Genomic DNA, 12,198 nt, shown 5'->3' on the forward strand with positions numbered 1-12,198 from the left:
GATGCTCACAGGTTGTACTGCTTGCGTTTGCGATACAGGGTCGAGGCGTCAATTCCCAGGGTCTTGGCGGCCTGATCGAGGGTTCCGGCAGTCGCCAATACTGCGCCGATGTGAGCCTTCTCCAGTTCGTCGAGACTCAGCGCCGCACCGACCCGTGGCGCATTGTTCGCCGGTTGTTCGGCCATGCCGAGGTGGCTGATTTCCACACGCTCCTGCGGGCAAATGATGCTGGCCCGCTCGACCACGTTGCGCAGCTCGCGAATGTTGCCGGGCCAGCGATAGCCCAGCAGTGCTTCGCGAGCCTCGTCACTGAAGCCCCGGGCCGGACGCGCGTATTCCTTCACGAAACGGGCAAGGAACCGGTCGGCCAGGGTCAGGATGTCTTCGGCCCGCTCGCGCAGCGGCGGCAAATGCAGGGTGATGACGTTCAGACGATAGAGCAGGTCTTCGCGGAAACGTCCGTCACGCACCATGTCTTCGAGATTGAGGTTGGTGGCGGCAAGAATCCGCACATCGGCGCGGCGGGTGACCGGATCCCCTACCCGCTCGTATTCCTTGTCCTGGATGAAACGCAGCAACTTGGGTTGCAATGTCAGCGGAAAATCGCCGATCTCGTCGAGAAACAGCGTACCGCCATCGGCCTGGTTGACTCGGCCCAACGTGCTTTCGCTGGCCCCGGTGAACGCGCCGCGACTGTGACCGAACAGCTCGCTTTCCATCAGTTCGGCGGTCAGCGACGGGCAGTTGATGGTGACGCAGGATTTTTTCTCGCGCTTGCTCCAGCCGTGAATGGCTCGGGCCAGCTCACCTTTACCGGTGCCGGACTCACCGAGGATCAGGATGTTGGCGTCGGTGCCCGCCACTTGCCGCGCCGTTTCCAGGACGACTTTCATCGCCGGGCTGTGGGAATCGAGGCCGTCCTTGGGTTTGCGAATCTCACCTTCGAGGGCTTCCAGACGCGCCGACAGCTGACGTACTTCCAGTTGCTTGGCGGTCGCCAGGCGCAATTGATCCGGGCTGCACGGTTTGACCAGATAATCGGCAGCGCCGGCCTGAATGGCGTCCACCGCGGTGTCGACGGCCGAATGGGCGGTGACGATCACCACCCGCATCCACGGCGCCTGAATGCGCATCTGCGCCAATACATCCAGGCCGTTGTCTTCGCCCAGACGCAAATCCAGAAAGCACAGATCGAACACCTGGCGTTGCAACAGCGCTTCAGCCTGGGCCGCACTGTTGGCAGTGGCGACAGAATAACCTTCGTCTTCGAGGCAATAACGAAAGGTTCGCAGGATGGCGGATTCATCGTCCACCAGCAGAATGCGGCCTTGGTGCTCAGTGGCTGATTCCATTTTTCCTACGCTCCATAAGTAAATGTCTTGGGTTAGTCCCGGAAAAATCGGGCAAGTTGCATGGTTGATTCTGATCGATTCCAGTCATAGCAGGGTAGCTCTCTCCTGCCCTCACGGCTAATCCACTGATTTTGTTAATTTTTTAAACATCGCACAGTTTCAGGACGGTTTCCTGCCTCCTTTTCTGACATCCGCACCCTGCTCTCAATTCAAAAAGAATGATTTCTCCTACGAAATAATCGTGCATTACGCACGACGCCGCGAGGGTCATCGTGCAGGATGCGTCGTCAGTAACTTTTGCAGCATCTATAACTATCTGATTTTATTAGATTTTTTTAAACAAAAAAGCTGGCATGCGGGCTGCAATACATCACTCAGCCCGGGCAGAAATGCACTGCCCCCACCGAACAAGAGTGAGGAACCCAGGATGACTCGCCAACGTGCCGCCCAAATGCGTATTTCGCCACTGCATCTGCAGCAGGCCCTGTTTGGCGCACTTGCGCTGCTGATCACTCTAATCGCCTGCCAGCAATACCTGCGCTGGGAGCAGAGCCAGCAGCCTGAGCCCCTGATTTCCATGCAACACGCGACGCAGACGCACTTCAGCGCCGTCAGCAGCAGCCAGGCCGACAACGGCGCGATGCGCATGATGGACGTCGACCAGCCACAACCGCTGGGCGACATGCCCCGTGAAGAACGCTGGGTTTTCTGATCAACGAATCTGGGCGCCTACGCGCCGAGACCGGCAACATCCCTAAATAGAAGCAAGGAGAATCACCATGTTGAGCTGGGCAATCACATTCCTGATCATTGCCATCATCGCCGCAGTACTGGGCTTCGGTGGTATCGCGGGCACCGCCACGGGTATCGCCAAGATTCTGTTTGTCGTGTTCCTGGTGATGTTCATCGCTTCCTTCTTCTTTGGCCGTCGCGGTCGAGGTTGAACATGAAGGGGTTAAAGACACTGGCAGCCGCCCTGCTCCTGGGCGGTAGTGCCATGGCAATCGCGGCCAATGACGGTCAGGCGCGGGTCAACGAACTGTTGAGTTCCGACCCGCAATACAGGGAAACCTGGGAAGGCGTGGTGAAGAAGGAAGAACGCCTGCCGGAATGGGTGATGAACCTGTCCGGCACACCTGACCAGCAGATGAATGCCGTGACCGAAGATGGCGACAAGTATCTGGTCGGCCCGCTCTGCGAATCCGCAGACAAATGCATGAACCATCGCTTGATCGTCGCATTCAGTTTCGACAAGAAAGACGCTTACGCCATGCTTGTGGATGTGCCCGAAGGACTGCCGGCGGACAAGTCGCCAACGCGACATGCCACCTACCGCTTCCTCGGCAAACCCGATCAGGGCATGCAAAACCTTCTGATGGAAACGCTGAAGAAAGATCCGAACTGGTATTGAACACGAGGGCAGCCGAAAGGCTGTCCTCCATTGCGTCGGCCCGAGGAAGGCCGGTGCATGACCAGGGGGCCGGGACGTTCTGACTGTTGCAGGGTCGGAGTGACCTACGGGTACAGGGAGTGCCTGCGATGAGGGCCGGGTCAGGGTAAAAGCTGCGACGCAAGTTCGCCAACCGGAGTGGTTCGACGGACTTGCGCTGGGCTTTCAACGTGACAAAACGTTGATCCAGAGCGTTCTGCTCAACTTTTTTATCGCTCACACTGCGTGCGAAAGCATTTCGCGGTGTTTCCTGGCGACCGTATATCGAGAAAGAGTCGACCGAATCAGTCGGACATTTAGTTTCCGAACGTAGGCTTTTTCCTAAATTTTTCGTCGAAATCACTCGTTCAAAAAATAACCAACCTACGCTGTAATGGCCGGTTCACGGCACTTATGCCTGCCGAAATGTCGTATTCGAACCGGTTGGGACGCCAGTTTCATAAAAAAAAGCTCATGCCGATTCGGCATAGGGTAGGCGTTTACGGCATTAGACGGCGCAACCTTGCATCGGAATAGTTGCGCCTTTTTTCGCCTGCCGGAGAGCCGTAAACACGCGCTCCGGGGCACCTTATACGGAGGCAGATGCACAGACTTTTCCGCTGATGAGCGTTCCAGTTCCTGCATGTGCCTGAGTCAAACGCAAGTAAGGGTAAAGATAATGAAGAAGGCAAAGCTTAGCCTCGCCTGGCAGATCCTCATCGGTCTGGTATTGGGGATTGCAATCGGCGCGATGCTTAACCATTTCAGCGCCGAAAAGGCCTGGTGGATCAGCAACGTCCTGCAACCGGCAGGCGATATCTTTATCCGTCTGATCAAGATGATCGTGATCCCGATCGTCATCTCTTCCCTGATCGTCGGCATCGCCGGCGTGGGCGACGCCAAGAAACTCGGGCGCATCGGCCTGAAAACCATCATCTACTTCGAAATCGTCACCACCATCGCCATCATCGTCGGCCTGCTGCTGGCCAACCTTTTCCATCCGGGTGCCGGCATCGACATGAGCACCTTGGGCACTGTGGACATCTCCAAGTACCAGGCGACCGCCGCTGAAGTGCAGCATGAACACGCGTTCATCGAGACCATCCTCAACCTGATCCCGTCGAACATCTTCGCGGCCATGGCTCGCGGCGAAATGCTGCCGATCATCTTCTTCTCCGTGCTGTTCGGTCTCGGTCTGTCGAGCCTGCAGTCGGACCTGCGCGAGCCGCTGGTGAAGATGTTCCAGGGCGTATCGGAAAGCATGTTCAAAGTCACTCACATGATCATGAACTACGCCCCGATCGGCGTGTTCGCCCTGATCGCGGTGACCGTGGCCAACTTCGGTTTCGCCTCGCTGCTGCCGCTGGCCAAGCTGGTGATCCTGGTTTACGTCGCCATCGCCTTCTTCGCCTTTGTGGTATTGGGCCTGATCGCCAAGATGTTCGGTTTCTCGGTGATCAAGCTGATGCGCATCTTCAAGGATGAGTTGGTCCTGGCCTACTCCACCGCCTCCTCGGAAACCGTGCTGCCACGGGTGATCGAGAAGATGGAAGCCTACGGCGCACCGAAAGCCATCTGCAGCTTCGTGGTACCGACCGGCTATTCGTTCAACCTCGACGGTTCGACCCTGTACCAGTCCATCGCGGCGATCTTCATTGCCCAGTTGTACGGCATCGACCTGTCGATCAGCCAGCAACTGCTGCTGGTCCTGACCCTGATGGTTACCTCCAAAGGCATCGCCGGCGTGCCGGGCGTGTCCTTCGTGGTGCTGCTGGCCACCCTGGGCAGCGTGGGTATTCCGCTGGAGGGCCTGGCCTTCATCGCCGGTGTCGACCGTGTGATGGACATGGCGCGTACCGCCCTGAACGTGATCGGCAACGCCCTAGCCGTACTGGTCATCGCTCGTTGGGAAGGCATGTACGACGACGCCAAGGGCCAGCGCTACTGGAACTCGCTGCCGCACTGGCGCAGCAAGGAAAAACTGCCGGCCGGTGACGTTTCGAACAACTGATCCCCGCCCGCAAGGCACCCTGACAAACCCCGGAGAAATCCGGGGTTTGTCGTTTCTGGCGACCCCGCTATCATTCGCCGCATCTTCCGGGGGATTTGACTGATGCTTAATGGCCTGTGGCTTGGCTTCTTCATCGTGGCAGCCGTTTCGGCGCTGGGGCAATGGCTGATCGGCGGCAATGCCGGGATCTTCGCGGCGATGGTGGAAAGCATTTTTGCCATGGCCAAGCTGTCGGTCGAAGTCATGGTGCTGCTGTTCGGCACGCTGACCCTGTGGCTGGGTTTCCTGCGCATCGCCGAGAAGGCGGGGATTGTCGAGTGGCTGGCCAAAGCGCTGGGCCCGCTGTTCCTGCGGCTGATGCCGGAAGTGCCGCCGGGTCACCCGGCCATCGGCCTGATCACCCTGAACTTCGCCGCCAACGGCCTGGGCCTGGATAACGCCGCCACGCCGATCGGCCTTAAAGCCATGAAGGCGCTGCAAGAGCTCAACCCCAGCTCGACCATCGCCAGCAACGCGCAAATCCTGTTCCTCGTACTGAATGCCTCGTCCCTGACCCTGCTGCCGGTGACGATCTTCATGTATCGCGCCCAGCAAGGCGCGCCGGACCCGACGCTGGTGTTCCTGCCGATCCTGCTGGCCACCAGTTGCTCGACCATCGTCGGCTTCCTGTCGGTGGCGTTCATGCAGCGCCTGCGGGTCTGGGACCCGGTGGTGCTGGCCTACCTGATTCCCGGCGCGCTGATTCTCGGCGGTTTCATGGCGTTGCTCGCGACAATGTCGGCCGCCGCACTGGCGGGGCTTTCGTCGATCCTCGGCAACCTGACGCTGTTCGGCCTGATCATGCTGTTCCTGGTGATCGGCGCCTTGCGCAAGGTGAAGGTCTACGAGGCCTTTGTCGAAGGTGCGAAGGAAGGTTTCGACGTTGCCAAGAACCTGCTGCCGTATCTGGTGGCGATGCTCTGCGCGATCGGCGTATTGCGCGCATCGGGCGCGCTGGACTTCGGCCTCGACGGCATTCGCCATTTGGTGGAGTGGGCAGGGTGGGACACGCGCTTCGTCGATGCGCTGCCGACCGCCATGGTCAAACCGTTCTCCGGCAGCGCCGCCCGGGCGATGCTGATCGAAACGATGAAAACCTCGGGCGTGGACAGCTTCCCGGCGCTGGTCGCGGCGACGATTCAGGGCAGCACCGAAACCACCTTCTACGTATTGGCGGTCTACTTCGGCGCGGTGGGCATCCAGCGCGCCCGGCATGCCGTAGGTTGTGCGCTGCTGGCCGAGCTGGCGGGTGTGCTCGGCGCTATCGGCGTTTGCTACTGGTTCTTCGGTTAAGGCTCAAGGCCGGGCAGGTGGGGCAACTTTCTGGCCTTGCTCCACCGCCCACGCCACCACCTTCGCGGTGAGGCGATCACTGGCCTGCCCGAACCCGGCCACTACCGCCGGGACCTTCACATCACCGAGCGGCTGACGTTCTTCGAATCGGCGACTGGCGAGAATTCGCTGGTCATAGCCGCGCACCAGCAACGCATCGACCCGCACCACCACGCTGGCCTGCGTGCCCTGATACTCGGTCTGAAACGCCTGCAGGCTGCCGCCCAGTTCCAGATCCGCCTGGAAGTTGCTGTCGTCGGTGCTCAACAGCGATATCCGGCCATCTCGCTGGAATCCATCCAGTAACCGGTTACGCACCAGCACCGGCGCCGGATCGCTCCAGCGCGAGGCCTTGTAACTGCTGATCACATCGCCCTGAGGAATCACCGCGATGCTCGGCCGGTTCAGCGCTTCGCTGGCCTGCAGTTTGTTCAGACGCAGCGACCAGTGCTGAGCAGCCGCCGAACCGGCCGAGGCGGGTGCCTGTGCCGCCGGCAGGCGATAGACATCCGACGGTTCGGACTTGGGCAGGATCGAGCACGCGCTGATCAGCGTGAAGCCGGCGAGGAGGGCGAGGCGAGTCAGCTTCATGGCGTGAACTCCTTGTTCTTGTCACTGCCCAGCAGGTAACCGCTGGGGTTGGCCTCCAGGCGTTGGGAAATGGCGCGCAGCGAATTCAGAGTCTCCCTCAGTTCACGGATCGCCGGGGCCAGGCCGTTGAGGCCCTGCATGCCGCTGTCGAGGGAATTCTGATTCTTGCTGAGCAGGCCGTTGATGGTGACGCTGCTTTGCTCCAGGGATTTCATCGCCTGTTCGGCACTGCCGAGCGCCTGTTTGCCCTGATCGTTGAGCAGGCCGTTGGCGTTGCGCATCAGCGCGGACGTCTGTTCGAGCATGTTGCCGGCCTGTTTGCCGACCGTCGCCAGTTGCTGCATGGCCTGACGCAGGTCGCCGCGCTGATCGTTGATCGAACCGGTGGTCTGCTCCAGATGCTCAAGGGTCTTGCTCACGCGCTCGATGTTGTCGGCAGAGAACATCTGATTGGCATTACTGAGCAACGTCGTGACCCCGCTCATCAAATCGTTGCTGTCGCTGAGCAGCCGCGAGATGGGCGAGGGCGAGGCGACGATGGTCGGCAGGTTGCCATCATGGCCCTTGAGTTTCGGACTTTGCGGCGTGCCTCCGCTGAGCTGGATGATCGAGGTGCCGGTGATCCCGGCCAGGGCCAGTTTGGCTTCGGTGTCTTCCTTGACCGGCGTGTCGCCGGCCAGACGAATCCGTGCCAGCACCCGACGTGGGTCCTGCGGGTCGAGGCGCAGGCTGACCACGTCGCCGACCTTGATCCCGCTGTACTGCACCGGGCTGCCCCGGGACAGGCCGCTGACCGCCTCGTTGAACACGACTTCGTAATCCTTGAACTCGGTGTCGACACTGGACTTGGCCAGCCACAGACCGAAGAGCAGGGCGCCTGCCACCACAATCACCGTGAACAGGCCGATCAATACATGATGGGCTCGGGTTTCCATGTCAGACCTCGTTGAGCTGTTTGGCGGCGTCCAGCGCCGAGCGGCCGCGAGGGCCGTGGAAGTATTCGTGAATCCACGCGTCGTCGGTTTCCGAGACCACGTCGATGGGACCGGCCACCAGCACTTTCTTCTGCGCCAGTACCGCGACGCGGTCGGTGATGGTGTAGAGCGTGTCGAGGTCGTGGGTCACCAGAAACACGCTCAGACCCAGCGCGTCGCGCAGGGTCAGGATCAATTGGTCGAACTGCGCCGCGCCAATCGGATCGAGGCCGGCGGTGGGTTCGTCGAGAAACAGGATGTCCGGGTCCAGCGCCAGCGCCCGGGCCAGTGCCGCGCGCTTGATCATGCCGCCGGACAGCGAAGCCGGGTACTTGTCCGCCGCCGACAGCGGCAGCCCGGCCAGCGCCAGCTTCACCGCCGCCAGATGTTCGGCGTCGTCACGGCTGAGCCCGGCGTGCTCGATCAGGGGCAGGGCGACGTTCTCGGTGACGGTCAGCGACGAGAACAGCGCGCCTTTCTGAAACAGCACACCGAAGCGCCGCTCGATCAGCGAACGCTCATGCTCCGGCAGGCTCGGCAGGTTCTGGCCGAACACCTTGACCATGCCTTCGCTGGGCTGGCGCAGGCCGACGATGCTGCGCAGCAACACCGATTTACCACTGCCGGAGCCGCCGACCACGGCCAGGATTTCGCCTTTGTACAAGTCGAGATCGAGGTTCTCGTGCACGCTCTGGCTGCCGAAGCGATTGCACAGGCCACGGACTTCAATCACCGCCTCGGAGGGCGCGCGGGGTAGACGACTCACCAGCCCATCTCCATGAAAAACAGCGCAGCGACCGCGTCGAGCACGATCACCACGAAAATCGATTGCACCACGCTTGAGGTGGTGTGGGCGCCGACCGATTCGGCGCTGCCGCTGACCTTGAAGCCTTCCAGACAACCGATAGCGGCGATCAGGAACGCGAAGATCGGGGCTTTGACCAGACCCACCAGGAAATGTTGAATCCCTATGTCGCTTTGCAGCAGCGACAGGAACATCGCCGGCGAGATATCCAGCGACACCGCGCAAACCACCGCGCCGCCGACGATCCCGCAGATCATCGCCAGAAACGTCAGCATCGGCAGCGCCACCAGCAGCGCCAGCACCCTGGGCACCACCAGCAACTCCATGGGGTCGAGGCCGAGGGTGCGAATCGCGTCGATTTCCTCGTTGGCCTTCATCGAGCCGATCTGCGCGGTAAAGGCACTGGCAGTACGACCGGCCATCAGGATCGCCGTGAGCAACACGCCGAACTCGCGCAGGAAGGCGAAGCCCACCAAATCCACGGTGAATACGCTGGCACCGAAACTGGCCAGCACCGTCGCCCCGAGAAACGCCACCACCGCGCCCACCAGAAAGGTCAGCAACGCCACGATGGGCGCGGCGTCGAGGCCGGTCTGTTCGATGTGGGCGATCATCGGCGTGATCCGCCAGCGCTTGGGCCGGAAAAGGCTGCGGGCGATGGTTTCGAGAATCAGGCCGACGAAGCCGAGCAATTGCAGGGTGTCTCGCCAGACCGTGTCGACGGCCCGGCCGATGCGCGTCAGCAGTTGCACGCTGACGCTGATTTCCGGTTCCTTGATCGGCACGCAGAAGTCGGTCAGCGAACGATACACAGTTTGCAGCAAGGCGCGGTCGGCGCTGGAAATCGTGCAATCGGGGTGTTCGGCGGACTTGCCCAGCCGCTCCGAGCCGAGCAGCTCCACCAGCAGCGACGCACCGGCGGTGTCGAGGGCGCCGAGGCCGTTGAGGTCGATGGGGGTGTTGGCGTCGTACTGGCCGTGGAGCGTTTCGCTCAGTTGCTTGAGGTCGGCGTAATGGGCAAGCGTCCAGTCCCCGGTCACCCGCAGGCGGGCAGGGGTGATCGAGGTGTCCAGGCGGGCACTGCCGGTCATTGGGCTGCTGGTCATAAGCTCCGTGCTTGTTCGGCTATCGAGACGAACCTACGTAATAGCACGAACCCGGTTACTTTTCTTTGGTCGGTGTGCTGTCCGTGACCTCGAAGCGCAGCACGCCAATCACCTGACCGTCCTCGGTCAACACTCGCACCTGCCACTTGCCCGCCGGGTTGCCGGGGAAGTTCTGCTTGTGGGTCCAGGCCCGGTAGCCTTCCTTGCGCCCGCCGTGGATGTCGAGGGCGATGCGGTCGACCTCTTTGCCGTTGAACTGCCAGACGTGATAAATCCGCTCGTCGAGCCCGCGCGGCGCGTTGATCGCGGTGTAGGCGTAGAGCCCGCCGCCACGGATCTGCTCGGCGCTGACTTCCTTGAGGCTGGCGCCCGGAACCCGGTCCTGCACCTGAGTGCTGATCGCCACGTCGGTCATCCATAGCGTCGCCGGCGGCACCCACGACCGCAGAACCCAGCCCACGCCGCCGATGCCGACCGTGATACACAGGATCGCCAAGGCATTGCGCACGGTGCGGATCGGGAAGATCGACGCCAGGCTCGGGAACGACAACACCACCGCAATCCCCAGCGCCCATTTGAAGCTTTGCGAGGTGGTCAGGTGCATGATCACCGGCAGCGCGGTGAGCAGGGCGGCGAACAGGGTCAGGGTGTGCAGCGCGAGGAACGCCCAGCGCCGTGGCGCCAGCCATTTGTAGTAGAGCGGGTCAACGATCGAGATCAGCGCCGCGATGCACAGCAGCCCGGTGAAAAACAGCTGGCCGCTGTTCCAGGTGGTGGTGATGAAGAAGAACGGCAGGACGAAAAACAGGCTTTCCTGGTGAATCATCTGCGTCGCGTAACGCAGCAGCGGCTGGGGGATTTCCCGTTTAAAGATCCGCGTGAACAGTTTGGTCAGGCTGTTTTCCAGCATCAGCCAGATCCAGCTCAGCAGCATGATCGTGGTGATCCAGCTCGCCAGCCCCTGTTGCCGGTCGACCAGAATGAAGCTGCCGACCCCGGAGATGAAACCGCCGAGCGCAATGACCCCGGGGTAGCGCTTCATCAGTTCGAGAATGCGCTGGATCAGGAGGGTCAATTTAGACATTTGGGCGGTTCACGACAGTCGAGGAAAAAACCCCGACAGAGTACCGCCCGCCGGGCCGTGTGGCGAGGCTGCCGGTCATTCCGGATGCACGGACTTGCGCCGATGCAGGCGCCAGCCGAGCAGAATCAGCACCAGCACGCCCAATCCGCCCGCCAGCAGCCACAACACCTGATCGTCGCTGAGCAGCGGTTTCTCGATCCGCAGATAACCCGGTTGCAGCAACAACTCGCGCATGGCCTTGTTCGCCGCCTCCAGCGTCACGCCTTGCAGCTCCCGCGCAGGATCGGCAAAGCGGCCATCCTCGTAGTCGCCCAGCGCGCTCCAGTAATAGTCGGCCATGGCGCTGGTGCCTTGCACGGCCCAGGCCTGGTGGGCGATGGCGGCTTGTTTCAAGCGATTGAAGGTGTCGGCGTCGAGGCCGTTTTTCAGCAGGTCGGCCTTGAGGTCTTCCAGCACCTGCTCGGCTTCGGCGATATCGCCGCGATCCAGGTCGGCGTTGAGGCTCATGAAACCGACGCCGCCGAACACTTCGCGCTCGGCCCACGGCCCGTAGGACAAACCGTGGTTCAGGCGCAACTGGCGGTATAGCGCCCACTCCAGGTATTCCTTGAGCAGGTCGAAGGTTTCGTCGTACTGGTCGTCCAGCACCGGCTCCGGCACCAGCCAGTGCAGCTTGGCACTGTTGCCGATGAAGCCGCGAGTGATCGTGCGTTCGTGGGCAGCGCTGGCGCGGATGTCCGGCAACGGACGGTGTTCGCTCGGTTCGACCGCTTCAAGTGCGCCCCACGCCCGTTCCAGATAGGCCGGCAGCAGTTTGTCGAGGTCACCAACGACAATCAGGGTCATGTTGTTCGGCGCGTACCAGGCCTTGCGCACCTTCTCCAGCTGCTCGCGAGTCAGGCCATCGACTTCGGCCCGCTGCGGGCATTTCAGGCCCAGTTCAACCGCTAGTTGATTGCTCGCGGTGTGGCCCAGGTCCTGCCGGTCGAGGAAGCGTTGCAGCCGGGTGTAATGGCCGCCGTCCTCGCGCTCGACTACCCGTTTGGCCGCGTTGATCGCGTTGTCGTCGAAGCGGGTCTGGGTCAGCAGGTCCAGCAGCAGGTCGAGGACCTTGCGCTGGTTTTTCGCCGGGGCTTCGATGACGAACGTGGTGTCGGCGTTGCTGGTGAAGGCGTTCCAGTCACCGCCGAGTGCCTGCATGCGCTCTTCGAGACCACCTTCACCGGTGGCGTCGATGCCGCTGAACAGCAAGTGTTCGAGCAGGTGCGGCAGCTCCTTTTCATTGCAGTCGAAATCATCGAGACCGACGCCGATCACCAGCCGGATCGCCACGTGCCCACGCTCGGTGCCGGGCTTGAGCAGCAATTGCAGCCCGTTGGGCAGCGCATAGCCTTCGACCTGAAAACGATCCAGGGCGAAGGCGGGCAGGGAACCGAGCAGCAGACAAGCGAACAACAGGCAACGCATAACGAGCT

General features: G+C 61.4%; 12 protein-coding genes. 5 read left to right on the plus strand and 7 right to left on the minus strand.

Annotated features, from left to right (window positions below; translation table 11 throughout):
• Positions 1–5 precede the first annotated feature (5 nt).
• Positions 6–1,352, minus strand: coding sequence for a sigma-54-dependent response regulator transcription factor AlgB (algB, locus tag CAF80_RS09940; protein WP_039764876.1), 1,347 nt, complete (start codon positions 1,350–1,352; stop codon positions 6–8).
• 427 nt (positions 1,353–1,779) lie between these two features.
• On the opposite strand from algB, the gene CAF80_RS09945 reads away from it, so the two are divergent.
• From CAF80_RS09945 to CAF80_RS09970, 5 genes are all read left to right on the plus strand, one after another.
• A complete protein-coding gene (locus CAF80_RS09945) occupies positions 1,780–2,064 on the plus strand; it encodes a hypothetical protein (protein ID WP_039764878.1) in 285 nt (94 codons plus the stop codon).
• Positions 2,065–2,131: 67 nt separating this feature from the next.
• Positions 2,132–2,296, plus strand: coding sequence for a DUF1328 domain-containing protein (locus CAF80_RS09950; protein WP_003177151.1), 165 nt, complete (start codon positions 2,132–2,134; stop codon positions 2,294–2,296).
• A 2-nt stretch (positions 2,297–2,298) separates the two neighbouring features.
• Positions 2,299–2,763: an inhibitor of vertebrate lysozyme family protein gene (locus CAF80_RS09955; protein WP_039764879.1), complete on the plus strand. Its 465-nt coding sequence runs from the start codon at positions 2,299–2,301 to the stop codon at positions 2,761–2,763.
• Positions 2,764–3,460: 697 nt separating this feature from the next.
• Complete coding sequence (gene gltP, locus CAF80_RS09965; protein ID WP_085667285.1) at positions 3,461–4,792, plus strand: glutamate/aspartate:proton symporter GltP; 1,332 nt, start codon at positions 3,461–3,463, stop codon at positions 4,790–4,792.
• Positions 4,793–4,894: 102 nt separating this feature from the next.
• Positions 4,895–6,124: a nucleoside recognition domain-containing protein gene (locus CAF80_RS09970; protein ID WP_074689763.1), complete on the plus strand. Its 1,230-nt coding sequence runs from the start codon at positions 4,895–4,897 to the stop codon at positions 6,122–6,124.
• A 3-nt stretch (positions 6,125–6,127) separates the two neighbouring features.
• Here the strand turns inward: CAF80_RS09970 and CAF80_RS09975 are convergent, their stop codons facing one another.
• The 6 genes from CAF80_RS09975 to CAF80_RS10000 form a co-directional block, all read right to left on the minus strand.
• On the minus strand, positions 6,128–6,754 hold the full coding sequence (locus CAF80_RS09975) for an ABC-type transport auxiliary lipoprotein family protein (protein WP_085667286.1): 627 nt from the start codon (positions 6,752–6,754) through the stop codon (positions 6,128–6,130).
• Entirely contained in the window at positions 6,751–7,689 is a 939-nt protein-coding gene (locus CAF80_RS09980) for an MlaD family protein (RefSeq protein ID WP_039764886.1), read from the minus strand. Before CAF80_RS09980 ends, CAF80_RS09975 begins: the two co-directional genes overlap by 4 nt.
• Position 7,690: 1 nt before the next feature.
• Positions 7,691–8,494: an ABC transporter ATP-binding protein gene (locus tag CAF80_RS09985; protein ID WP_039764888.1), complete on the minus strand. Its 804-nt coding sequence runs from the start codon at positions 8,492–8,494 to the stop codon at positions 7,691–7,693.
• Positions 8,491–9,639 carry an ABC transporter permease gene (locus CAF80_RS09990; protein WP_064592455.1) on the minus strand — a complete coding sequence of 383 codons (1,149 nt, stop codon included), beginning with the start codon at positions 9,637–9,639 and terminating at the stop codon, positions 8,491–8,493. Before CAF80_RS09990 ends, CAF80_RS09985 begins: the two co-directional genes overlap by 4 nt.
• A gap of 55 nt (positions 9,640–9,694) precedes the next feature.
• On the minus strand, positions 9,695–10,723 hold the full coding sequence (locus CAF80_RS09995; RefSeq protein WP_039764894.1) for a DUF5924 family protein: 1,029 nt from the start codon (positions 10,721–10,723) through the stop codon (positions 9,695–9,697).
• A gap of 75 nt (positions 10,724–10,798) precedes the next feature.
• The gene (locus CAF80_RS10000) at positions 10,799–12,190 is read right to left on the minus strand and encodes a pitrilysin family protein (RefSeq protein ID WP_064592451.1); all 1,392 of its coding nucleotides are present in this window, start codon (positions 12,188–12,190) and stop codon (positions 10,799–10,801) included.
• Between the last annotated feature and the right edge of the window lie 8 nt (positions 12,191–12,198).

The organism is Pseudomonas sp. B34(2017) (assembly GCF_002112915.1).
GTDB classification, from domain to species: Bacteria; Pseudomonadota; Gammaproteobacteria; order Pseudomonadales; family Pseudomonadaceae; genus Aquipseudomonas; species Aquipseudomonas pharyngis.